General features: G+C 41.3%; 23 protein-coding genes. 9 read left to right on the top strand and 14 right to left on the bottom strand.

Annotation, left to right across the window (positions count from 1 at the left end):
- Window positions 1-42 precede the first annotated feature (42 nt).
- The 3 genes from G0029_RS04040 to rplU all read right to left on the bottom strand — a co-directional run bounded on the left by G0029_RS04040 (window position 43) and on the right by rplU (window position 1,084).
- Window positions 43-318 (bottom strand): hypothetical protein, encoded by a 276-nt coding sequence (locus tag G0029_RS04040; RefSeq protein WP_180107722.1) that lies wholly within the window; start codon window positions 316-318, stop codon window positions 43-45.
- Window positions 319-498: 180 nt separating this feature from the next.
- Complete coding sequence (rpmA, locus tag G0029_RS04035; RefSeq protein ID WP_067764378.1) at window positions 499-753, bottom strand: 50S ribosomal protein L27; 255 nt, start codon at window positions 751-753, stop codon at window positions 499-501.
- 19 nt (window positions 754-772) lie between these two features.
- Entirely contained in the window at window positions 773-1,084 is a 312-nt protein-coding gene (gene rplU / locus G0029_RS04030) for a 50S ribosomal protein L21 (RefSeq protein WP_078191390.1), read from the bottom strand.
- 459 nt (window positions 1,085-1,543) lie between these two features.
- On the opposite strand from rplU, the gene sdsA reads away from it, so the two are divergent.
- From sdsA to G0029_RS03990, 8 genes are all read left to right on the top strand, one after another.
- Window positions 1,544-2,521, top strand: coding sequence for an All-trans-nonaprenyl-diphosphate synthase (gene sdsA, locus G0029_RS04025; protein WP_078191391.1), 978 nt, complete (start codon window positions 1,544-1,546; stop codon window positions 2,519-2,521).
- Window positions 2,522-2,552: 31 nt separating this feature from the next.
- Complete coding sequence (locus G0029_RS04020) at window positions 2,553-4,604, top strand: site-specific recombinase (protein ID WP_078192207.1); 2,052 nt, start codon at window positions 2,553-2,555, stop codon at window positions 4,602-4,604.
- Between the two features lie 152 nt (window positions 4,605-4,756).
- Complete coding sequence (locus G0029_RS04015) at window positions 4,757-5,353, top strand: phosphatase PAP2 family protein (RefSeq protein ID WP_180023210.1); 597 nt, start codon at window positions 4,757-4,759, stop codon at window positions 5,351-5,353.
- A 42-nt stretch (window positions 5,354-5,395) separates the two neighbouring features.
- Window positions 5,396-6,661 carry an efflux RND transporter periplasmic adaptor subunit gene (locus tag G0029_RS04010; protein ID WP_180107728.1) on the top strand — a complete coding sequence of 422 codons (1,266 nt, stop codon included), beginning with the start codon at window positions 5,396-5,398 and terminating at the stop codon, window positions 6,659-6,661.
- Between the two features lie 12 nt (window positions 6,662-6,673).
- Window positions 6,674-9,853, top strand: a complete 3,180-nt coding sequence (locus tag G0029_RS04005; RefSeq protein ID WP_180109768.1) for an efflux RND transporter permease subunit — start codon at window positions 6,674-6,676, stop codon at window positions 9,851-9,853.
- Window positions 9,853-11,307 (top strand): multidrug efflux RND transporter AdeIJK outer membrane channel subunit AdeK, encoded by a 1,455-nt coding sequence (gene adeK, locus G0029_RS04000; RefSeq protein ID WP_180021981.1) that lies wholly within the window; start codon window positions 9,853-9,855, stop codon window positions 11,305-11,307. Before G0029_RS04005 ends, adeK begins: the two co-directional genes overlap by 1 nt.
- Window positions 11,308-11,457: 150 nt before the next feature.
- Window positions 11,458-11,814 carry a YbjQ family protein gene (locus tag G0029_RS03995; RefSeq protein WP_078192212.1) on the top strand — a complete coding sequence of 119 codons (357 nt, stop codon included), beginning with the start codon at window positions 11,458-11,460 and terminating at the stop codon, window positions 11,812-11,814.
- Window positions 11,815-11,817: 3 nt separating this feature from the next.
- Window positions 11,818-12,261, top strand: a complete 444-nt coding sequence (locus G0029_RS03990) for a YbjQ family protein (RefSeq protein ID WP_078192213.1) — start codon at window positions 11,818-11,820, stop codon at window positions 12,259-12,261.
- A 33-nt stretch (window positions 12,262-12,294) separates the two neighbouring features.
- Here the strand turns inward: G0029_RS03990 and G0029_RS03985 are convergent, their stop codons facing one another.
- The 3 genes from G0029_RS03985 to G0029_RS03975 form a co-directional block, all read right to left on the bottom strand.
- Window positions 12,295-13,311, bottom strand: a complete 1,017-nt coding sequence (locus G0029_RS03985; protein WP_180107726.1) for a hypothetical protein — start codon at window positions 13,309-13,311, stop codon at window positions 12,295-12,297.
- A 74-nt stretch (window positions 13,312-13,385) separates the two neighbouring features.
- Window positions 13,386-14,192: an SDR family oxidoreductase gene (locus G0029_RS03980; protein WP_078191399.1), complete on the bottom strand. Its 807-nt coding sequence runs from the start codon at window positions 14,190-14,192 to the stop codon at window positions 13,386-13,388.
- Window positions 14,193-14,236: 44 nt separating this feature from the next.
- A complete protein-coding gene (locus G0029_RS03975) occupies window positions 14,237-14,908 on the bottom strand; it encodes a hypothetical protein (RefSeq protein ID WP_078192215.1) in 672 nt (223 codons plus the stop codon).
- Window positions 14,909-15,092: 184 nt separating this feature from the next.
- Here G0029_RS03975 and G0029_RS03970 point away from each other — a divergent pair, with 184 nt between their 5' ends.
- Window positions 15,093-17,987, top strand: a complete 2,895-nt coding sequence (locus tag G0029_RS03970) for a valine--tRNA ligase (protein ID WP_180107725.1) — start codon at window positions 15,093-15,095, stop codon at window positions 17,985-17,987.
- A 45-nt stretch (window positions 17,988-18,032) separates the two neighbouring features.
- Here the strand turns inward: G0029_RS03970 and G0029_RS03965 are convergent, their stop codons facing one another.
- The 8 genes from G0029_RS03965 to def form a co-directional block, all read right to left on the bottom strand.
- Window positions 18,033-18,923 (bottom strand): Kiwa anti-phage protein KwaB-like domain-containing protein, encoded by an 891-nt coding sequence (locus G0029_RS03965; RefSeq protein ID WP_180107724.1) that lies wholly within the window; start codon window positions 18,921-18,923, stop codon window positions 18,033-18,035.
- Window positions 18,920-19,435 (bottom strand): hypothetical protein, encoded by a 516-nt coding sequence (locus G0029_RS03960; RefSeq protein ID WP_180107723.1) that lies wholly within the window; start codon window positions 19,433-19,435, stop codon window positions 18,920-18,922. Before G0029_RS03960 ends, G0029_RS03965 begins: the two co-directional genes overlap by 4 nt.
- 106 nt (window positions 19,436-19,541) lie before the next feature.
- A complete protein-coding gene (locus G0029_RS03955) occupies window positions 19,542-19,916 on the bottom strand; it encodes an endonuclease domain-containing protein (RefSeq protein ID WP_180107394.1) in 375 nt (124 codons plus the stop codon).
- Window positions 19,917-20,135: 219 nt separating this feature from the next.
- The gene (locus G0029_RS03950) at window positions 20,136-21,176 is read right to left on the bottom strand and encodes a molecular chaperone DnaJ (RefSeq protein WP_180107393.1); all 1,041 of its coding nucleotides are present in this window, start codon (window positions 21,174-21,176) and stop codon (window positions 20,136-20,138) included.
- 90 nt (window positions 21,177-21,266) lie between these two features.
- Window positions 21,267-22,544, bottom strand: coding sequence for a glutaminase (locus G0029_RS03945; RefSeq protein ID WP_180107391.1), 1,278 nt, complete (start codon window positions 22,542-22,544; stop codon window positions 21,267-21,269).
- Between the two features lie 64 nt (window positions 22,545-22,608).
- Window positions 22,609-23,061, bottom strand: coding sequence for a hypothetical protein (locus G0029_RS03940; RefSeq protein ID WP_180107389.1), 453 nt, complete (start codon window positions 23,059-23,061; stop codon window positions 22,609-22,611).
- Window positions 23,062-23,079: 18 nt separating this feature from the next.
- Window positions 23,080-24,291, bottom strand: a complete 1,212-nt coding sequence (locus G0029_RS03935; protein ID WP_180107386.1) for a GGDEF domain-containing protein — start codon at window positions 24,289-24,291, stop codon at window positions 23,080-23,082.
- A gap of 191 nt (window positions 24,292-24,482) precedes the next feature.
- Window positions 24,483-24,965 carry a peptide deformylase gene (gene def / locus G0029_RS03930; protein ID WP_180107384.1) on the bottom strand — a complete coding sequence of 161 codons (483 nt, stop codon included), beginning with the start codon at window positions 24,963-24,965 and terminating at the stop codon, window positions 24,483-24,485.
- Window positions 24,966-25,208: the final 243 nt, after the last annotated feature.

The following is a 25,208-nucleotide window of genomic DNA, read 5'->3' as shown; positions in this document are numbered from 1 at the left end:
AGCGCCTGTTGCTCCTGTATCGCCTTTTTCACCAGCAGGACCTTAAGGACCCATTGGCCCTGCTGGACCAGGAATACCACTATTGTAACGATTACAAGTATGCCCATGATGTGATGAACCACTCCCACCGGCCCATGCAATTGAACCTAGAGAAAGTAAAATACTCACAGCAAGTAATTTTGGTACAGCTTTAATAGCGATTGAAGTTATTTCACCAAGTCCTAGTGTCTTTTCAAATTCAATTTGTTGGCTTTTATCAGGACAATTCCTTTTCTGATAGTCAGCACCGATAAAAACTGTATTCAATATTTTATTCATGTCCTTATCCTTTTTTTGTATTTGTACTCCTCTATTACGCTCTTTATATTTTGTGATTTAAGTCACTGTTTATGGTGATTTATTGCTTCATACATCGTTTATAACAATCAAGAAAAATACCTCACATTTTCATCAGACGAAAAAAAACCCGCAAAAATGCGGGTTTTTTTCTATTAAAGCTTACGCTTCAACAGATACGTAGCGACGACCGAATTGGCCTTTCACTTCGAATTTCACAACGCCGTCAGCAGTTGCAAATAAAGTATGGTCACGGCCCATACCTACATTTACACCAGCGTGGAATTCAGTACCACGTTGACGAACGATGATGTTACCAGCAGTCACAGATTGACCGCCGTAGATTTTAACACCCAACATTTTTGGGTTCGAGTCACGACCGTTTTTAGTCGAACCACCGGCTTTTTTAGTTGCCATGTCTACTTACTCCTCGTAATTAGCCTGAAATAGCTGTAATTTTCAACTCAGTGAACCATTGACGGTGACCTTGTTGTTTACGATAGTGTTTACGACGACGCATTTTGATGATGCGGATTTTGTCGTGACGACCATGGCTAACTACTTCAGCAGTTACTTTAGCGCCAGCTACTACTGGTGCACCAATTTGAATGCTGTCACCGTTAACAAGCATCAACACGTCATCAAAAGTAACAGTTGAGCCAGTTTCAGCTTTCAATAATTCTACTTTAAGGGTTTCACCCTCAACTACACGGTGTTGTTTACCACCGCTTTGGATTACTGCGTACATTTAAGTACTCCAAACATGCCCGTGTTGTCGTGCCGGTAAAGGGATATACCGATCTTAAAACGATCGTCACTGGGGTTTCGCAAAGGCAAAGATTTTAAGGGATAACCCGAAAAACAACAAGTCATTTCCGTAAAATATTAGATGAGTATGCGTTTATTATATAAACAGTGTCATTAAAACCATTAAAATGAGTGCTCTATTTCACTTATCATGCTTTTGGCAAGGTTTGACATAGATTTTTAGCAACAATTCGCTAATATACACTGGACTAACATCAACAACATGCTGTTCAAACAACATGCTAAAGATAAAAGTCTGTTAAAAAATAAGTACAATACTTCCGCTTGATGAAAAAAATCACTTAAGATTAAGTCAATTGAGTAAGTTCTTATCTGTTATTCATATAACAAATTGCTACACTACGTCTGTAATTCAAAAATTATTGAGGTTTCTCTTCATATGACCATCGACTTTAAGCAAGATATTCTCGCGCCTGTTGCTACTGACTTTGCTGCGATGGACAAATTTATTAATGAAGGGATCACGTCTAAAGTTGCCTTGGTCATGGCAGTCAGTAAACATGTGGTTGAAGCAGGCGGTAAACGCATGCGTCCCATTATGTGCTTACTTGCAGCAAAGGCTTGTGGCGCAGAAGATTTAGAAAAACACCGTAAACTTGCAGCAATTATAGAAATGCTGCATACCGCGACCTTGGTACATGACGACGTAGTCGATGAATCGGGTTTACGCCGTGGCCGCCCAACAGCAAATGCGACATGGAATAATCAAACTGCCGTACTTGTGGGTGATTTTTTGATTTCTCGCGCTTTTGATTTATTGGTGGATCTAGACAGCAAAGTTTTACTCAAAGACTTTTCAACGGGTACCTGTGAAATTGCTGAAGGTGAAGTTTTACAACTTCAATCACAGCACCAACCTGAAACCACTGAACAAACCTACTTAGATATTATTCACGGTAAAACTTCGCGTTTATTTGAGCTCGCTACCGAAGGTGCAGCGATTCTGACTGGTACACCAGAGTACCGTGAACCGCTTAGAAAATTTGCCGGACACTTTGGAAATGCCTTTCAAATTATTGACGATATTTTAGATTACACCTCAGATGCTGAAACATTAGGTAAAAATATTGGCGATGATTTGATGGAAGGTAAACCAACTTTACCTTTAATCTCTGCCTTAAAGAATACCACTGGCGAAGAACATGACATTATTCGCCGCAGTATTGCCACAGGTGGTACGGCAGATTTAGAGCGTGTTATTCAGATTGTACAAAGCTCTGGGGCACTTGATTATTGTAGCCAACGAGCGACTGAAGAAACTGAGGCAGCACTAGCCGCTTTAGCAGCGCTACCAGATACTGAATATCGTCAAGCTTTAATCAACCTCGCAAACTTGGCATTACACCGAATTCAATAATTAACAATATTCATCGTAATTCCCCTTGCCTATGCATATAAAACTCAATGATATCTTTTTGACCATGCAGCAACAGCTCGATACCCCTCGGGCTGTGCTGGATGAAAACTTGCTGATCGAATTGGTCAACCGAATTCGACCAGAAGATACAAAAAATACCGACGAAATTAAGAAAAAATTTCAGGCTTTCATCCAAGCTTTACTCATCACGCCAGATGCAGCCTCTACCCTGCAAAGTTTTGTCCTAAAGCTCATTAGCCGATATAAACAAACCAGTTTATATGCGGACACGGGTATTTTGTCTCTCGATGGTTTCTGGGGACAACTGTTCCAACGGCTTGGCGCACATTTTCTTCCTCTGATCAATGACGAAACTCAATTACAAGATTTAGTCCGTCGAGTTTTTTATCGTCATAGCGACAAATATTGGCTGGACAGTATTGATGATCAGCAATGGATGCAGCTATTTCGACTATTTAATCAAGGTCATAGCAATCAGGAAGAAAAAAAGAAAATTCGCCGTGAGTTAATTAAAGCCATTACCGTTTTGTCCTATCGGGTAAGTGGTATTGGCTTATATCCTGAATTTATTAATGCACAGCCTGAACTGACCGAATATGAATCACCTTTTTTGGTGCAAAACCGCGAAATAAACGATTTTATTCAGCAGTATAAAAAGCTCCATCAAAGTGCTGAAGAAATGAGTGCTGTGCTACCGCCAGATGCTTCTCAAGCGTTGGTAATGCTGGAACAATGTCGTGATGTGGTACTGAAGATTCGGCGTGCGACCAAACGAATTGGCGTAAGTGTCAGCCTGACTTACTTATTGTCGCTTTTAGAACAGTGTTTAGATCGCTTAGAAATCTTACTCAACCTGATTGTTGAAGAAGATGATGTCCGCTATGTGTCTATGGGTAGTTTACTCAGTGATGTGACGTCAGCGATTTATAGCGAACGCAGTGTGCGCGATTTGCTCGCCACCAATAGTGAATTGGTTGCCCTACAAGTCACCGAAAATGCAAGTAAAACCGGCGAACACTATGTAAGTACGGACAAACAAGGCTTTATGAGCATGTACCGATCTGCGGCAGGTGCCGGTGTGATCATTGCGTGTATGGCAACTTTAAAAGTGCTGATGGCCCGTGTCAGCATGGCACCGCTCATGCAAGCCATTTCATATAGTCTGAACTACTCTTTCGGCTTTATGCTGATTCATGTCTTACATTTTACTGTTGCCACTAAACAGCCTGCGATGACAGCTGCCGCCCTTGCCTCGACGGTTCAGCATCGTAAAGGCTCGAAAATGGCGCAGATTGCCGAGCTTGCCGCGCTGATTATTAACATCATTCGAACCCAGTTTATTGCAATCTTAGGCAACATCAGTATTGCGATTCCAGTTGCAGCATTGATCGCATTAAGTTGGGACATGGCTTTACATGAGCCATTAATGAATCATGCAAAAGCAGCTAAAACCTTACACGACCTCAATCCATTTACCTCATTGGCTGTGCCACATGCTGCGATTGCTGGGGTATGTTTGTTTTTATCAGGTTTGCTTGCTGGATACTTTGACAACATGGCGATCTATCGCAAAGTTGGACCACGGATTCAAGCACATCCAAAGTTAAAACGCATCATGGGTCAAGAGAGACTGGATAAGCTTGCCGCTTACATTGAGCGAAACTTAGGTGCTTTAGCAGGTAACTTCTTATTCGGGATCATGCTGGGCAGTATGGGAACGATTGGATTTATTTTTGGTTTACCTTTAGATATTCGCCATATCGCCTTCGCCTCGGCCAACTTCATTCAAGGCCTCATCAATATTAATGGTTCACCAGACATTGGCTTAATCATTGTGTCATTCTTAGGGGTTATTCTGATCGGTCTGACTAACTTATTCGTCAGTTTCACGTTAACCATTATTGTGGCACTACGGGCACGTCGCGTAAGATTTGAACAATGGAAACCACTGGCTAAACTGGTGATGACTCATTTTCTAACGCGACCAAGTGATTTTTTCTGGCCACCGAAAACCCCACTTGAAGTTGAAGATGGCACACAAGCCAGTAAGAACAATCATTAGCAGATTTGTGTTTTATTTTAGTAAGATGTAAATGAACACAAAAAATAAAATCAGTATGATTTACACATACTTGAAATAAAGTGTACTGATGAGTACACTTTAGTCCATTAATTAACCGAGCTCAAACCGGTTAAAATGACAAGGAATAAAATATGCCACGAACGCTACTGTTTGTTGGTTTTTTTGCATTAATTATCAGTGTGTTGTCGCTTTATTCTAGCTATTTAAATCTATTAGATTTAAGTATCGTGGAATGGATGAGTCAGCACCGTATTGCTGTTTTTAATCAAATTGCCATCGGACTTTCGGCGCTAGGCGGCATGCCTTTTGTATTATTTTTCACCACGCTATGGTGTTTACACTTTGCGTGGTATAAAAAATACACAGAGATTGTTTTTATCAGTATAGGGATCTTTGGAAGTATCGGCCTTGCATGGTTGCTTAAATTTACGTTCACCAGACCGCGTCCCCCAGAAATGTACCATCTTGTAGCGTCTTACGGGAGTTCATTCCCAAGCGCACACAGTTGTTATGCTGCATCGCTTGCGTGTCTTATGATCTTGATTTACCGACAACATGCTCAACATCGCTTGATCACCATTTTGGCATTGTTATGGATGCTGTGTATGGGTGTTTCGCGAGTATATGTTGGGGTTCATTTTCCGACAGATGTCTTATCCGGTTGGAGCATAAGTTTTATTTGGATCGCGCTACTTTATTTGAGTTACATCAAAATCAGTAAAGCGTAAACAAATGAATAATTTAGATAAATATCTAATTGAGGTGGAACAATGATGTCTGCAAAGCTTTGGGCTCCCGCCCTGACTGCTTGCGCATTGGCAACAAGTATTGCACTTGTTGGTTGTAGCAAAGATCCTAAAAATGCACAGCAAGCTGCTGCTGCACAGCAAATGCCACCAACTGAAGTCGGTGTCATTGTTGCCCAACCGCAAAGCGTTGAACAATCTGTTGAACTTTCAGGCCGTACATCTGCCTATGAAATTTCAGAAGTACGTCCACAAACCAGTGGTGTAGTACTGAAACGTTTATTTGCAGAAGGTAGCTATGTTCGCGAAGGACAAGCCTTGTACGAGATCGACTCGCGTACAAACCGTGCTTCAGCTGACAGTGCTCGTGCTGCTTTAAGACGTCAACAAGCAAATTTAGGCGTGTTACGTGTTAAAGAAGGTCGCTACCGTCAGCTTGTTGGCTCAAATGCGATTTCTAAACAAGAATATGACGATATTGTTGCGCAAGTAAAACTGGCTGAAGCAGACGTTGCTGCATCTCAGGCAGAACTTAAAAATGCAGAAATTAACTTAGGTTACTCAACTGTACGTGCGCCAATTTCAGGTCAAACCAACCGTTCTACAGTCACAGCGGGTGCATTAGTTACTGCATCTCAGGCTGATCCATTAGTCACAATTCAACGTCTTGATCCAATGTACGTTGACATTAACCAATCAAGTGCTGAACTTCTTCGCTTACGTCAACAATTAAGCCAAGGCAACTTAGACAGCAGTAATAACACCAAAGTGAAATTACGTCTTGAAGATGGTAGCGAATACCCAATTGAAGGTCGTCTTGCATTTTCTGATGCGAGTGTAAACCCAGATACAGGTACGGTTACACTTCGTGCTGTTTTTTCTAACCCGAATCATTTATTACTTCCGGGTATGTTTGCCAATGCTCGCATCGTTCAAGGTGTGATTCCAAATGCTTACCTGATTCCACAAGCTGCTATTACACGTACCCCTACAGGTCAAGCAATGGCAATGATTGTGAATGCAAAAGGTGCTGTTGAATCTCGTCCTGTAACCACTGTTGGTACACAAGGTTCGAATTGGATCGTGACTCAAGGCTTGAATACTGGCGATAAAGTGATTGTTGACGGTATTGCGAAAGTTAAGCCAGAGCAACAAGTTGTAGCCAAACCGTATCAACCTCAGGCTGCTGCACCTCAAGGTGCGCAACAACCTGCTGCAGCAAAGCCAGATGCTAAAGTTGCAGAACAAGCAGCACCTAAATCTGAACAAAAAGCTACTTCAAACGCATAGGGAGTAGACTGAATGGCTCAATTCTTTATTCATCGCCCCATTTTTGCATGGGTGATTGCATTGGTGATTATGCTGGCGGGTGTACTCACGCTATCTAATATGCCAATTGCACAGTATCCGACCATTGCGCCGCCAACGGTTTCAATCTCTGCGACTTACCCTGGTGCGTCTGCAGAAACAGTTGAAAACACCGTAACCCAAATCATTGAACAACAAATGAATGGTTTGGATGGCTTACGTTATATTTCGTCAAACAGTGCGGGTAACGGTCAAGCATCTATTACATTGAACTTTGAACAAGGGATCGATCCAGATATCGCCCAAGTTCAAGTCCAAAACAAACTCCAGTCTGCGACAGCGCTATTACCTGAAGACGTACAACGTCAAGGTGTAAAAGTCACCAAATCTGGCGCAAGCTTCCTACAAGTTGTAGCATTCCACTCACCATCGGGTAAGTTGACTGCGGACGACATTAAGGACTATGTAAACTCGAATATTTCTGAACCTCTCAGCCGTGTGGCAGGTGTAGGTGAAGTCCAAGTATTCGGTGGTTCTTATGCGATGCGTATTTGGCTAGATCCAGCCAAAATGGCAAACCTGAAAGTTACACCGAGTGATGTGGCTGCGGCTATCCGTACACAGAATGCTCAGGTTGCTGTTGGTCAGTTAGGCGGTGCGCCTGCAACTGAAGGTCAAGTACTGAACGCGACAGTTACAGCACAAAGTTTGTTGCAAACACCAGAGCAGTTTAAAAACATTTTCCTGCGTAACAGTAGTGATGGTGCTCAGGTACGTTTAGGTGATGTTGCACGTGTTGAATTAGGTGCTGACAACTATCAGTTCGACTCTAAGTTCAACAACAAACCTGCTGGTGGTGTAGCGATCAAACTAGCAACTGGTGCAAACGCATTAGACACAGCCGAAGCTGTTGAAGCACGTTTAAAAGAACTACGTCCAAACTACCCTGAAGGTTTAGAAGACACGCTTGCATTTGATACGACTCCATTCATTAAGTTATCGATTGAAAGTGTTGTACATACCCTTGTAGAAGCCGTGATTCTTGTATTCTTTGTGATGTTCTTATTCTTACAGAACTGGCGCGCAACGATTATTCCGACATTGGCTGTACCTGTAGTGGTATTGGGTACTTTTGCTGTCATTAACATGTTTGGTTTCTCGATCAACACACTCACCATGTTCGCGATGGTACTGGCGATTGGTCTCCTCGTGGATGATGCGATTGTTGTCGTAGAGAACGTTGAACGTGTCATGGTTGAAGATCATCTTGACCCAGTGACTGCAACTGAAATCTCAATGAAACAGATCTCGGGTGCCCTTATCGGTATTACCTCTGTGTTAACCGCTGTATTCGTGCCGATGGCATTCTTCGGTGGTACAACAGGTGTAATTTATCGTCAGTTCTCAATCACGCTGGTAACAGCAATGATTCTGTCATTGATTGTAGCATTGACCTTTACCCCTGCCCTATGCGCGACCATGTTGAAACAACATGATCCAAACAAACCCGAAAGCAACAATATCTTTGCCCGTTTCTTCCGTTGGTTTAACAGCTCTTTTGATAAAGTTGCGCATAAATACCAAGGCGGCGTGAACTTCATGACACACCACAAGATTTTCTCTGGTGTGATTTATGCAGTTGTAATCGGCTTATTAGTGCTTTTATTCCAAAAGTTACCATCATCATTCTTACCTGAAGAAGACCAAGGTGTTGTAATGACACTGGTACAGTTACCACCGAATGCCTCACTTGAGCGTACGGATAAAACTGTCACTGCAATGACCGATTACTTCCTGAAAAACGAAGAAAAATATGTCGATTCTGTATTCAGTGTTGCCGGTTTCTCGTTCACAGGTGTAGGTCAAAACGCAGGTCTTGCATTCATCAAGTTAAAAGATTGGGAAGACCGTACATCACCTGAATCTCAAGTGGGTGCGATTATTCAACGTGGTATGGCATTGAACATGATCGTGAAGGATGCTTCATACATCATGCCAATCCAATTACCAGCAATGCCTGAATTGGGTGTAACTGCCGGCTTCAACTTGCAGTTAAAAGCTTCTGCAGGTCAAACTCATCAACAACTTATCGATGCCCGTAATATGGTGCTCGGTATGGCTGCTCAAGATAAACGCCTCATGGGTGTTCGTCCTAACGGTCAAGAAGATACGCCACAGTACAAAATCACGATTGACCAAGCTCAAGCCGGTGCTATGGGTGTCAGCATTGCTGAAATCAATACCACAATGGGTATGGCATGGGGTGGTTCTTACATCAATGACTTCGTTGACCGTGGTCGTGTGAAGAAAGTCTATGTACAGGGTGAAGCTGCGGCACGTATGATGCCTGAAGACCTGAGCCAGTGGTATGTCCGTAACAACCAAGGCACAATGGTTCCATTCTCGACCTTCGCTACTGGCGAATGGACTTATGGTTCACCACGTCTTGAACGTTATAACGGTATCGCATCTGTGAACATTCAAGGTTCACCGGGTGTGGGTGTAAGTTCGGGCGATGCGATGAAAGCGATGGAAGAAATTGTACAAAAACTTCCTTCGATGGGCGTTCAAGGCTTTGACTATGAATGGACTGGTTTATCTCTAGAAGAACGTGAGTCTGGCGCACAAGCACCATTCTTATACGCACTTTCATTGTTAATCGTCTTCCTATGTCTTGCTGCCTTGTATGAAAGCTGGTCTATTCCGTTCTCAGTATTACTGGTTGTACCATTAGGTGTATTGGGTGCGTTATTACTGACTTTCCTTGGAATGGTGTTCTTCAAAAATCCAAACTTGGCGAATAACATTTACTTCCAGGTGGCTATTATTGCCGTCATTGGTTTGTCTGCGAAGAATGCGATCTTGATCGTAGAATTCGCCAAAGAACTTCAAGAAAAAGGTGAAGATCTGTTTGACGCAACATTGCATGCCGCTAAAATGCGTCTACGTCCAATTATCATGACCACTTTAGCCTTTGGTTTTGGTGTACTTCCGCTTGCCCTTTCTTCGGGTGCAGGTGCAGGTAGTCAGCACTCCGTAGGTTATGGTGTATTGGGCGGCGTAATCAGTTCTACCCTACTTGGTATCTTCTTTATTCCTGTGTTCTATGTATGGATCCGAAGTATCTTTAAGTACAAACCAAAACAACAAAATAATCAGGAGCATTTATCGTGATGCAAAATGTATGGTCTATTGCAGGTCGTAGCATTGCGGTTTCTTCACTTGCGCTTGCTTTGGCTGCCTGCCAAAGCATGCGTGGTCCAGAGCCGGTTGTTCAGACCAATATCCCCGAAAGCTACACAGCAAGTGCTTCTGGTACTTCTGTTGCTGAACAAGGATATAAAGATTTCTTTGCTGACCAACGTCTGGTACAAGTTCTTGACTTAGCTTTAGCCAATAACCGTGACCTACGTACGGCTGCTTTAAATATTGAACGTGCACAGCAACAGTATCAAATCACTGCCAATGGTCAATTACCAACCATTGGTGCAAGTGGTAGTGTACTTCGTCAAGACACGTTGAATACACAAAAGCCTATCACCTCTTATAATGTCGGTTTAGGTGTCACTGCCTATGAACTTGATTTTTGGGGTCGTGTACGTAGCTTAAAAGACAATGCTTTGGACAGTTACCTTGCAACTGCAAGTGCCCGTGATGCAACACAAATTGCGTTGATCGGTCAAGTGGCTCAAGCATGGTTAAACTACGCGTATGCCAATTCGAACTTGAAGCTTGCGGATCAAACCTTAAAAGCTCAGCTTGAATCTTACAACCTGAACAAAAAGCGTTTTGATGTCGGTATTGACAGTGAAGTTCCTGTTCGTCAGGCTCAAATTTCTGTAGAAACTGCACGTAATGATGTTGCGAACTACAAAACTCAAATTGCTCAAGCGCAAAATTTATTGAACCTATTAGTGGGTCAACAAGTACCTGCGAACTTGCTGCCGAACCAACGTGTCAATCGAATTACTTCGACCAATACCATTGGTTCAGGTATTCCAAGTGACTTGTTGAACAACCGTCCAGATGTACGTGCAGCTGAATACAAACTGTCTGCCGCTGGTGCGAACATTGGTGCAGCTAAAGCACGTCTGTTCCCTACGATTAGCCTAACAGGTTCTGCGGGTTATGCTTCAACGGACTTAGGTGATCTATTTAAATCAGGCAACTTTGTATGGTCTGCTGGCCCTAGCCTAGATATTCCAATCTTCGACTGGGGTACACGTCAGGCCAATATTAAAGTTTCTGAAACTGACCAGAAAATTGCATTGTCTGATTATGAAAAATCAGTTCAGTCTGCTTTCCGTGAAGTGAATGATGCGCTTGCAGTTCGTCAAAACATCGGTGACCGTATTGCAGCACAGCGCCGTTTAGTTGATGCAACCAATACAACTTACAAACTATCAAATGCTCGCTTCCGTGCTGGTATTGATAGCTACCTAACTGTGCTGGATGCGCAGCGTGCATCTTATGCAGCTGAGCAAGGTTTGTTGTTGCTTGAACAAGCAAATCTCAACAACCAAGTTGAATTGTATAAAACACTTGGTGGTGGTATCAAAGCCAACACTTCTGATGCTGTGCAATACCAACCTTCTACTGCTGAGCGTAAAGCAGCATCAAAACAATAATTTGATTTAGCCTAGCCCGTAATATTTGAAAAGCTCACTTCGGTGGGCTTTTTCATTTTTAGATCGAAGCTTTAAAATAAAAATGAATTTATTGCTTTTTGCTAAAGAGTTTTCTATCTTCAATTCACCTTTTTATATTGATAACTAAAAATGCTTTTAAGTAATCTTGAATCTGTTCCGGGTCATACCATTACACAACAACTTGATGTCGTTTATGGCAGTACTGTCCGCAGTAAACATGTTGGTCGTGACTTTATGGCTGGCCTAAAAAATATCGTGGGTGGTGAACTCAAAGGTTATACAGAACTACTCGAAGAATCTCGTCAAGAAGCCATGAGCCGTATGATTGACAAAGCACGTGCCTTAGGCGCGAATGCTGTCGTCGGCATCCGTTTTTCAACCTCAAATATTGCTCAAGGCGCCTCTGAATTATTTGTGTATGGCACGGCTGTTCGCGTAGAAGCCAACTCAGCAAAACTACCAGACCCATTTCCAACTCAGGACTAAGTCATGGATGCCTTTATTTTTAAAGTCCTGATCTTTGTGGTGCTCTTTTGTATTGGTTGGGGCTTTGGTCGCCATATCGAACAAAAACATCTCAAAGAACTCGAAGCTCAAGAAAAGCGATTGGCGCATATTCGCATAGACAACAACCGCTTTAAAACTACTGAACATTTCGGACAACTGATTTCAAGTAATGTAGTGATTTCACATGATTATTTTAAATATGTGATTGCCAATATTCAGAACTTTTTTGGTGGACGTTTAACCAGTTATGAAAGCATCGTCGATCGGGCGCGTCGTGAAGCCGTGGTGCGTTTAAAGCAAGAAGCTGAAAAGATGGGCGCAAACCAAATTATGGGCTTACGTTTAAGCACCACTGAGCTGGGTATGCAAGGCGGCATGGTCGAAGTCTTTGCGTATGGAACTGCTATTCAAAAGAGAGACATCTGATCTCTCTACTTCTCCCCAATTCATTTTTACTATTTAATTTACTTTACACAATGTGTTTTCAAACTCTTCATAACTCACATTTTCATTGCGACAAACTTTAAAACAAACTTCATTAAATTTCTTTTCATCAATATTTGGATCATGATAACTAAATGCAACATCTCCAGCATAAGCACGTGCCAGATCTTGCACCACAATGTCAGCTTTACATCCATATAAAGTTGGACATGCCTCTAATGTTCCTTCGTAATACTCTTTACACTGAGTCGGTTCGACATCCACCTTATTGGGTTTTTGCATCGACACATTTAAACCATTTTCATTCATTAGAAGAAAATATTGAAGTTTTCTAAATGGTTTTAAGTCAATCTCGAGTCCCGAATGATTGATACGAGCCAATTGATCTTTGTAAGAATTATGATCATCTGAGATTAACTCTGCATTACCAGCTTTGTCGATTTTGATAAAGCTATAGTTGACAGGCATATATGCGCCACTCCCCTTATGTGCAATCACTTCGATCAAATGATCTTTCGCAATAAATGCTCCCGTAAATACAGTCGATTCAACACTGGTCAGCAACTTACCTTTCACTAAAATACAATATCCAAAACATTGATCTTTGAGTCTAGCTTGATCGCCTTTAAAATCATCAACAGGATGAAATTCAGCTCGCCATTTAAAATCACCAATTTTATTCGAGCTATAAGGTAATTTATCAACATCTGAATCTTGAGGATTTTGACTATAATACTCAGACTTCAATAATCCTTTTTCATCAAACAGTGCTTCGATCGGTAACCACCCCTCGTTCGGTCCTCGCATAACAACTTCTGCACTCGCCGCTTCAACATTAGGTTCAATCTCAACAGATTCAGTAACGGGTTCTGATACAGTTCCTATTTCTTTTTCAGGCTTTTCGAGTGTTGAGTTGTGCTCAATTTTTTGAGTTTTCTGTTTAAAATAAAAATAAGCCACCGTACCGATTGCACCAATGATTGCGCACAAAATGATGGCTATTCCCCATTTGTTAAAATTATTCTTTTTCATTTCTTATAATCTCGTTACTCATTAAAAAAGTCACTGTTAAGAGTGACTTTTAAACTATTTAAACTTGATAAAATTTACTTCACTTTGGTTTTACGAATCATTTTATATAACGTTGTCGGTGATAATCGAGATACCCAAACACCGAGCTTTTCTTTAGAACCACCCACCACGATGTATTCTTCCCCACGCTGCAAAGATTGCACCACCGTTTCGGCAAACTCATTGGCTTCTAGACCATTTTCTATGGCTTCATCCTGATGCCCTTGTGGCTTGCCGGCACCATTGAGTGCATTAAATGAAACATTGGTTTTGACAAATCCGGGGAATATCACCGATACGCCCACCCCTTGATCCGCAACTTCCGCACGTAGACTGTTCGCCCACATATGAATGGCAGCTTTTGCAGCAGAATAGGTCGCGCGGTATTGTGTCCCTAATAAGCCTGCAACACTTGAAACAAAAGCAATTCGACCAGACTTTTGTGCTAAAAATGTCGGTAAAACGGTTTTGGTTAAATAGACTTGCGAAAAATAATCTACTTCCATGATGGCACGTTCAGTCTGCATGGTCGTATCCGTAATCAATGCACGCTGACTCAATCCCGCATTATTGATTAGCCAGTCAATTCGACCTTTATGCGCAAGGACTTGTTCATAAGCATGGCGAACTTGTTCTTCATTGGTAATGTCTGCACACACTGAAAGATGCTGATCTGGATGTAATAATGAAACACGGACTTTTTCCAACTCTTCAAATCGACGTGCGGTCAAAATGACCTGCGCCCCTTGCAAAGCACATTCTTTTGCTAAAGCTTCACCCAAACCTGACGATGCCCCAGTAATCCATACCACTTTTCCGTTCAAATCATCACGTTTTGCCATTTTGACATCCTTTTAAATAACTAATTTATTCATTTATATGTATTTTATGCTTTACGTAGTACAGGCTCATTGTTCAAAAACACCATAAAATGGTCAAAATACTGACTCATTGACTGTGCATCATAAATTTTGCCGAGTTTATCAAAACGTTTATAACCGAGTTGCGTGGTGAGATTGATGACACCGGTTAAAGTTTTATCCACCACCATGTTAAATTTCAGCATTTTTTTCGGTTCTCGCACCAAATGCGTCACCCCGGCATCGACCACTTGTGTAAATGCCTTCAACGCGAGCGGCACATATTGATTCTGCCCTTCTTTCATTTGATTGACATAGGCAAGCAAGTCGGTGGCTAAAGAGGCATCGATCGGATAATGCATATAATGCTGACCATCTTCGCTGTAAAAACGTCCATATAAATAATTGACCATCGGTACAAGGCGGTCATTGCCAAAAAAAGACACCGACCACGGCATATATTTACGGGTCGTTTCACGTATTTGCTGAATAATTTTTTCGGATTCATTGTCTCCAGACTTATTCATGCGCGCCATTTGGCCAAAAACTTGATCTAAAATTTCACATGCAATATCCGCTAGATTATCCCCTAAGGCTTTGGACTGACTTTCTGTTTCACCTGCATTGAGTTTTTGATGAATCGTCTCAAAACGTTGATATGTCGTAGGTTGAATCTTTAAAGAAATAGAATAAGTCATTTGATATTGCTCCTTTTATCTTAGTTTTGGGATCAATGGATACTTCTTATCTTAGGTCCTATCATACGGACTCTTTTATTTACTGCCAAATCCTAAAAGTTAACATTCGCCCAACATCCCTAATTCACCATTTTTTTTGCTACAATAGATCTAATTTTTTATCCACTTTTGATCTGTTTAGACTATGACTGATTCAGCGCAAAATATTGCTACGACCTACGATCCGACCGAGATCGAAAAAAAATGGTACAAGACTTGGGAAGAGAGAGGCTACTTCAAGCCATCTCAAAAAGGTGATTCATTCTGTATTATGATTCCGCCACCAAACGTCACTGGTAGCTTGCACATGGGTCATGGTTTTAACAATGCCATTATGGATGCGTTGACTCGTTATAACCGCATGTCTGGCAAAAATACCCTTTGGCAGCCGGGTACCGACCATGCAGGTATCGCAACGCAAATGGTTGTTGAACGTCAATTGGGTGCTGAAGGCATCAGCCGTCACGACCTTGGCCGTGAAAAGTTCATCGAAAAAGTGTGGGAATGGAAAGAACAATCTGGCGGGAACATTACCCGTCAAATTCGTCGTCTAGGCTCATCTGTAGACTGGTCACGTGAACGCTTCACCATGGACGAAGGTCTTTCAAATGCCGTTAAAGAAGTCTTTGTTAAGCTACATGAAGAAGGCTTAATTTACCGTGGTAAACGCCTTGTAAACTGGGACCCTAAACTACAAACTGCCCTTTCTGACTTAGAAGTTGAGTCTGATAAAGAAGAAGCAGGTTCACTTTGGCACTTCAAATATTTCTTTGAAGACAAATCAATCCGCACCCACGATGGTAAAGACCACATCGTTGTGGCGACAACACGTCCTGAAACATTGCTTGGCGATACCGCTGTTGCAGTTGCACTGGATGATGAACGCTATGCAGCGCTTGTTGGCAAGAACATTATCTTGCCAATTACAGGCCGTGCAGTTCCAATCATTAAAGACGAATATGTAGACAAAGAATTTGGTACAGGCTGTGTAAAAATCACGCCTGCACACGACTTCAATGACTATGAAGTGGGCAAACGCTGTGAACTTCCAATCATCAACATCTTCAACAAAAATGCTGAAGTTCTTGCTGAATTTGAATACATCGCGAAAGCGGGCGAGCAAATTTCTAAAACCATTCCTGCACCTGCGGACTACATTGGTTTAGAACGTTTTGAAGCACGTAAAAAATTGGTTGCTCAAGCGGAAGCTGAAGGCTGGTTAGACCAAATTCAACCATATACCTTGAAGCCACCTCGTGGTGACCGTTCAGGCGTGATCGTTGAGCCACTTCTAACAGACCAATGGTACGTAAAAATTGCACCACTTGCTGAGCCTGCAATTAAAGCGGTTCAAGACGGTCAAATTAAGTTTGTCCCTGAGCAATACAGCAACATGTACATGGCTTGGATGAATAACATTCAAGACTGGTGTATTTCACGTCAATTGTGGTGGGGTCACCGTATTCCTGCTTGGTACGATGCTGAAGGCAACGTATTTGTAGGTCGTGATGAAGCTGAAGTTCGTGCGAAAAACGGCATTGCACCTGAAGTTGAATTAAAACAAGACGAAGATGTATTGGATACATGGTTCTCATCTGGTCTTTGGACATTCTCAACTTTAGGTTGGACTGGTGACGCTGCGAAAGATAAAGAAAACTACTTCTTAAATACTTTCCACCCGACTGATGTACTAGTAACAGGTTTCGACATCATCTTCTTCTGGGTTGCCCGCATGATCATGATGACCATGCACTTCATGAAAAATGAAGACGGCACACCGCAAGTTCCGTTCAAAACTGTGTATGTACACGGTTTGGTTCGTGATGGCGAAGGTCAGAAAATGTCTAAATCTAAGGGCAACGTGCTTGACCCATTAGATTTGATTGACGGTGTTGATCTTGAAACTTTAGTACAAAAACGTACAACAGGTTTGATGAACCCGAAACAAGCAGCGAAGATTGAAAAATCAACCCGTAAAGAATTCCCTGAAGGTATTCAATCTTACGGTACTGACGCGGTTCGTTTCACATTCTGTGCGCTTGCAAACACAGGTCGTGACATCAAGTTCGACATGAAACGTGTTGAAGGTTACCGTAACTTTGCCAACAAAATCTGGAACGCAACGCGTTTCGTGATGATGAACTGCGAAGAGCAAGTAATTGGTATCGATGCTCGTCAAGACCTTTGGGAATTGCCTGAACAATGGATCGTGAGCCGTCTGCAAAAAGCAGAACAAGCAGTGCAAACAGCATTTGCGACCTACCGTTTAGACTTGGCTGCGCAAGCGATTTACGAGTTCATTTGGAATGAATACTGTGACTGGTATGTAGAGCTGACTAAGCCTGTTCTAAATGATGAAAACGTATCAGTTGAGCGTAAAGCTGAAGTGCGTCGTGTTCTTCTTTCTGTGATGGAAGCATCGTTACGTTTGGCTCATCCGTTAATGCCTTACCTAACAGAAGAAATCTGGCAAACACTTGCGCCGAAACTCAACATTTCTGGCGAAACCATTATGTTGGCGCAGTACCCTGTTGCTGAGCAAGCACTCATTAACGACCAAGCTGAAGCTGATATGCAATGGCTTCAAGGTTTGATTGGTGCTGTACGTAACATCCGTGGTGAGATGGGTCTTGGTAATGCTCGCTTGTTGCCTGTTCTTCTTCAAAACACGACTGAAGCTGAAAAAGCGCAAATTGCACGTATTGAACCATTGTTTAAAGCTTTGGCGAAAGTTGAAAGCATTACTTTCCTTGCTGATGCTGAACAACCGCCATTGTCTTCTTCATCTGTAGTGGGTCATGTGTCTGTATTCGTTCCAATGAAGGGCTTAATTGACCCTAAAGCGGAATTGGGTCGTCTACAAAAAGACTTAGACAAGGTTCAAAAACAGCATGACCAAATTGCCACTAAACTTGGCAATGAAGGTTTTGTAGCGAAAGCACCTGCTGCTGTGGTTGAAGGCGAGAAAGTTAAACTTGCTGAGTTTGCTGATCAGTTAGCGAAGATTAAAGCGAATATGGAGCAAATTGCAGCGCTTTAATGCTGTAATTTGATTCAAAAAAATCCCCTCGAATGAGGGGATTTTTTATTTAGCTTTTTGAGTTGCTAAAGCTTCCATAGGCTCGCCATCAATCAATGAATAATAATATTTACTTTCAACATATTTCAAAAATTCATTTATATCTTCATTATTAGAAATAATAATTTTACCTTTTTCTATCTTAAGTTTATTAGATGGAAACTGATTAATATTACTCGTAATTTTCCCAAATAATTGCGGATTTGAAAAATCAATTTTTTTTGAATCCATAATCTGTGCAATTTTTTTTGAGGATCTTAAGTGAATTGTATTAACATCATAATCACTAGATAAATTAAACCAAGATTGCGTTAGAAATTGGTGTACCTCCAACTCATTAGCCTCTCTATAAAACTGGTGAACACCATCAAATAAACTTGAAATATGATTAAATTTTTTAAATGTTAGAGTTTGTCCATCCCAATAAGCATCAACTATTCCACTAAATTCAATCTGATTATTAACCTCTACAACTTCAGGCTTTCCTTTGCCAAAAATACCTAAAACTTTTTTATTACTTAATTTGTACTTCTTAAATACTCGTGAGAATTTTATAGTTTCAATAGCACCTTTTTTTTCAGAAAAACAAAAACACACTATTTTAGATAAATTATCAGAACATTCTTTTACTTCGTGCCCATTAAGAGTATTAGCCAAAATATCCGTATATTTTTTTATTAAGGGTAATATCTTTGGATCGTTTGGTGTTTGACTAAAGGTGAAAATTTCCGTATCTGCTAAATTATATTCTACATTGAACTGTATTTTATTTAACTTATCAGAAATTGAAAAATAATCTTCAATTTCTTTTATTGCTTGTGGATGAGTTTGATCATTAAAAATAAAACAAAAATGACCATCATCTAGTAATGCAAATAACCTTTTTTTAATACTCATCCTGTACCATCATCCAAAAAAGTATAACTATTAATTCGCCTTAAATTTTCCGTAGAACCCAAAATCTTTAGATTTTTTCTTTTTGAAATTAACAATATAGGAAAATTCCCCTTTGTCTTTATTTGGTAAAATCTATAACCATAAAAACATAAGATTGGATTAAAAAATGTTACTCTTCCTAAAGAAACCCAAAGAGCAAATAAGCTAGCCCCTATAATATAAGTTCCAACATTCAATCCACCTAAGCTTAAAGAAATTACATACATTCCTAAATAAACAGGAATTAAACTGCCTTCCATGGGAACAATTTCAGAATTAGTAAAATCAGCCACTTCATCATGAGGAAGATTTCGAAGGAAGCACCCACCCCACAGGTTAAAAAGTACAAATAGAATTATTAGAGCATCATAAGTAAATACTATTGAAAGCTCATTCTGAAAAAATTCATTTTTAAGTATGTAAAAAAATACAAATCCTAAAAAAGAAAGGCTAGATAATATAAAGTTATTCATCTATCTCTCTGTAAGGACTTAATTTGTATTAAATTATATAAGAATAAAAAACATACAACAACTATATTTAAATTTTAAAGAATTTCCCTCTCCTCTTAGGAGAGGGTTAGGGAGAGGTATTTTTCAATTCAGCACACCTCTGCCTCAAATCCTCCAACACCGCATCCGTCCGACTCAAAACATCATGATTCCAATACCGCACAACGGTTAAACCCAAAGTCTCTAAAAACTTCGTCCGTTCAGCATCATATTCAATTGCCTCATCCGTTCCATGCTGACTACCATCCAACTCAATCACTAAACCAATTTCATGACAGTAAAAATCCACAATATAAGGTTTGATTACATGCTGACGGCGGAATTTCAGGTTCATAAAGCGTTTAGCACGTAGAAGTTGCCACATCAGATGTTCTGCATCGGTGGCAGTGTGGCGCATGGTTTTGGCGAATATTAAAAGTTGGGGGTCGAGTTTATTGTTCATTGCATTTTGCTTTTTATTATTTTATTTAGATTATCAAATTTTATAACCTCTCCCTAGCCCTCTCCTACAAGGAGAGGGAATATTCATTATTAAGCCAATAGACGGTATTTAATTAGATGCAACTCCCTCTCCCTTTGGGATGAGAAGCATTGCTTCGCAAGGGGGTGAGGGTAACTCGAGGAGAGGGTTATTGAGAGGTGCTTTTAAGGGAGAAAAGCATCAAAGTACATTCTGTGCCAACAACACTTCCAACCCTTTCACCTTCTCCATATATTTCAGTCGTTCTTTTTCCCACCTCACTTGTTCTTTTAACACCGAAACATCGCCATCAATCACCTTATACACATCTTTTATCTGCATATTTTTCGGCTTCGGTTTTTCAGTCCAGTGAAAACTATCCGTGATGTCATCTATCTGACTCGCTAAGCGTTGGCTTTGTGCCTCTAAAGCCATTTTATAAAACTTTAAATGTTCATCGGTTAAGGCTTTAGGGCTTTTGCCTTTATTGGTCTCAAGCTGTAATTGCAACTTTAATAAATAAAACAAATCCTGTGCTTCATGGGCTTGGTTCACCACTTGCAGCAACTCGGTTTTTTCCGCTTTTTTAGCTTCCTCAGGTTCACGGTCCGGGTGAATCATGGCAGTGATTTTTAAATACACAGTTTTCAGTGATTGGTTCACTAACTTTTCAGCTTGCTCGCGTTTTTGCGCTAAGCGTCTGCGCTGATGCTCTTCTTTCTCACGTTGATATTGTTCGCTGTCCCACGCTTCATAAGACTCATTTTGTTCTGTAGTTTCTTGTTCTATATCAACATGACCTTCTACTTTGCTCTGTTCAGTTTGGGCTGACTTGGCCTTTTTATTTGGCTTTTGATTATGCGCATGGTGCTGCTGATAAAAAGCATCGACCTCCGAGACTTTTTCAAGTTCTGCTGTATTTAAATAGTTGGATTTTTTCAGCTGCTTTGCCAATTTCGCAAGCTTCACATCGAGCTGAGCTAAATCCGCTTTGGCAAAGTCTTCTTGCTGTATGTGGTGCCAAAGCTGTGCAAGCTGGCGGTAGTACACCGCATGCAAATCACGATATATCGGCACAAGTTTCAGTTGGATATAACTCTGAATCTCACTTTTGGCATTTTGCCAAAGATCTAAATCCAGCTTTTGCTGTTCGATTTGCTCAATCAGTTTATTCAGCTTTTTATGCTGTGGGGATAAAGCGTCAACACTCGGGAGTAAACTGACTTTTAACTCAAAAGACATAAGCAAATTTAACGCAAAAAGAAAATTATAGCCGATCTAAGCACTAAACTTATGAGCACCTTGTATGAATCAACAATGGATTTTTATCAATTAACCATCAAACTGCTGTAAATATTGACCCAACTCTTCTCGAACCACCACCTCATGTCCTGCATGACTTCGACTTTGTTCCAAGAGATGCTCTGAGTCGATCACTGCCACGCGATGACCATCTGCAATTAAACGATCGACGCCTTCAAAGAGCATTCGAACACCAACATCGTGTATCAAAGAAATATTGGTCAGGTCTAAAACGATATGGTTATTCGCAACAGGTTCATCTTCTAAGATCCGCAGCAACATTTCCGACTCAGTAAATTGCAATACACCACGCAGCTCATACACCACGACCGAATGATCTATCCCGCAGGTATAGCGACTTTGGACGATCGTTTGCGCTGAAGGTGTTCCCTCCATGACATGTAGTCCCATGTCCTTAGACAGTCGTTCAAATATTTCGACGCCTCGAACACTATTTCCATGTGTATCGAGTTTCGGACTAAAGACCGCCAGCCCAACCTGCCCTGGCAAGGCCCCCATAATACCACCAGCCACACCGCTTTTGGCAGGAATACCGACCGTTGTCAGCCAATCACCCGCAGCATCATACATGCCGCAAGTCATCATCACACTCAACACTTGGCGTACCACCGAACGAGACAGCAACCGTTTGCCTGTGGCTGCTTGCACGCCACCATTGGCAAGCACACTGGCCATTTTTGCCAAATCTTTAACCGTCACTAATATTGCACACTGACGAATATAGCCGTTCACCACATCTTCAGGGTCTTCTTCAAGTACACCGACTGTGCGTAGCATGTAACCGATCGACAAATTTCGAAAAGCCGTCTTCACTTCAGACTGGTAAACCGCTTCATCAAACCTCAGCTCACGCCCTGCCATTTCACTTAAAAATTCACGGAGTTTTTCAGCTCGAGTGCTGTGCTCGTCATGCGGTAAAAGTGAATGTGTGGTGATTGCCCCCGAATTGATCATCGGGTTTTTCGGGGTATTGCTTTGTGGATCGAGCGCAATTTGATTAAACGCCTCTCCCGATGGCTCGACACCAACTTTTTGTAAAACACTGTCTAAGCCAAGATGACAAATCGCTAAGGCATAAGCAAAAGGTTTAGACATCGACTGAATGGTGAACTCGACTTCGTCATCACCCGTAGAATAAATCTTGCCATCTACGGTAGACAGTGCCAAAGCCAGTCTATTCGGATTGGCGTTAGCTAACTCAGGAATATAATCTGCCAAAGCTCCGTACTGATTGGCATCGCAGGCATTGAGGACATGCTGTAAATAGTCTGGAACAGGCGTTTTCATAAGGGCTATTTTTTGTTGTGTGCTTTTTTATTTATAACAAATTGAGCTGCCTCTGTATAAGTCCTTATGGTGAAGACGTGTTCTGAGCTAAAATCTGTATGTGCCGTAGGTTTAAATGGTGCATCATTTCTCGAATAAAAACGAAATAACTGAGTTGAATGATTGCCTGTTCACCAAATAGATTTTGATAATATTCAGTATGTTCAATCATTTCATTAAAGCCATGTTCTAAGCTTTGTCGTTCAATGAGGGTCGCATGTTCAAAAAAGGTCTGCGCCAATATATGCAGCATCGAGTCATTCGACTGAGCATAGCGCTGCGTCTGATAATCGAGCTGTAATCGTTCTAAAATTTCTTCAATTTCATAGATCAAATATTCAATTGCCAAAGCATCGAAGCGCTGATGTCGAACACATTTTTGTACCAAAGCCGCTAAGCCGTGATCATAATGAATATTCTGTTGCTCGGTCTGAAAGTCGAGCTGCTCTAATCCGAGCTGAAATTGTAATTGCTGCATCGCTACCTTTTAACTTTTTTAATCTTCTGCCAAGTTTAACTCACGAAAGCTGCGCACTTGGTTACGTCCTTGTTGCTTTGCCATATACAGTGCTTGATCGGCCATACGCGTGACTACAGCAGACGGTGTCCCCTCAATCGCCGTTGCCACACCGAAACTTGCACTAATCTTCAACATTTGATTGTTGGCTATCATGGTTTTAGCTTCAGAAATGGCCAATCGACAGCGCTCAGCGACCTCTATCGCCTGCTCTAAACTCTGATTTTTTAAAATTAAAATAAATTCTTCACCGCCATAACGCCCAACCACATCTTGCACACGGGTATTGTCATTTAAAATTTGAGCAACACACTGTAAAACAGCATCTCCTGCGTCATGACCAAATTGGTCATTGATCAGTTTAAAATGGTCGAGATCAAGCAAAACGACTGCAAATTCAGGCCGTGTCCGTTTGCTGAGCGTATCAAGTTCATGACTAACATAACGACGGTTAAACACATTGGTCAGCCCATCGACACGGCTGAGGACTTCCATCTTTTGTTCACGGTGTCGCCACCGTAAAAGCAAAATCTGAAAAAATACTGCACTGACGATCAATATGGGTAAATACAACTCCGCCATACTCATGAGCCAAAAGGCGTTGTCGTAAAACTCACTCTGTTTTAAAGCTGGGCTGAAAATCGGTGCATATTCTAGATGGTCAATCGAAGTTTGATAGCAAATGTAGCCAATAAACAGTGTGATCGGAAATGTAATACTGAGCATAATCGCAGGACGATAAAAAACCAAACCGACCATCAGCAGATTGACCGTCCCCGCCATAGTGGCAGGACTATAGATCCCGATCATATAGCCACCATAGATCATGCCGATCCCAAACAGGACGGGCGCAAAATAGCTAAAAAACAGTCTAAAATTTAAATATTTTTTAAAATAAAGACTGAGTACTGCCAATACGCCATAACTGAGTAGGACTATACAAGCGACGATGATCCTGAACTTGAGTTCACTCGGATTAAACCAAATCCGATTGGTCGAATAATAAAAATTCATGATGCACCACTTCAACACGCTAACTTGACTCAGCATGCCAAAGATGAGGAGTAAACGCCCTTTATCATAGTCAGACCAATTGATGATGAGATAGTCGGATTCAAATAAAAGATGCTTCAATTTACGCCATTGTACGCCCCATTTCGTACAGACAGCATTGCCCCAATTTTTCCCCATTAATCTTCTTTTTTATTTTATTATTTCGCTAGTTATACAAGGTTTCAGCTTCAAAAAGAAAGTCTATTTTCACAGTTAAGCATGCAATCTTTGAAGCCTTTAAACTTCACTTGCACCACTATTCAAATTACTTTTCCGTTATTTTTTTAGCTCAATTGGTCACTTTTTTATTTTTGAAATAACACGGTTTATTATTCTAAACGCTCGGTGAATAAGATCCCGTTCAGATGATCGACCTCATGTTGTAAGATCCGTGCAGGAAAGCCATTCAGGGTTTTCTCTTTGACTTCACCTTGAAGGGTCAAATATCGCACGTGAATTTGCTCGGCTCTCGGGACTTGTCCTCGTGCATTCGGCACACTTAAGCAGCCTTCTTCACCCAAAACCGTGGTCGTAGATCGAGATGTAATCACTGGATTCACCATCACGATCGCCTCCATTTCAGGCGCGTCGGGATAGCGTAAATTTGCACGTGAAGCCACGATAATCACCCGCTTTGAAACATAAATTTGCGGTGCGGCAATGCCTACGCCTTGACGCTCAAGCATGGTGGCATGCAGTGTTTCGCTCAGTGCAGTTAACCATGCAGAACCTATTTCAGATGCTTGTACCTCTGCGGCAGTTAGCGTCAAAATTGCTTCACCACGCTGTGCAACAGCAGCAACATAACTCATGTATTTATCCTTTCTTTAAGTCTAGCGGGCTGAAATCACTTTAAAAAACAACCATGCAATATGCATTATTATCGGTTCTGAGTATAAAACAACAGCGTGCTATGGCTTTGAATCTTTTGTGGTTTATATAGAGCACAAAGTAAAAAAGTAGATCATACTACCCTATGCCATTGATATTTATCATTTATACATCAAGGTACGCCATTATCTATTACCAATCATTCTTTAAGTTAATGCGACTTT

The sequence above is a fragment of the Acinetobacter sp. YH12138 genome, from assembly GCF_015218525.1.
In the GTDB taxonomy this organism is placed as follows: domain Bacteria; phylum Pseudomonadota; class Gammaproteobacteria; order Pseudomonadales; family Moraxellaceae; genus Acinetobacter; species Acinetobacter amyesii.
This window is presented reverse-complemented; position numbering and strand designations above follow the sequence as displayed.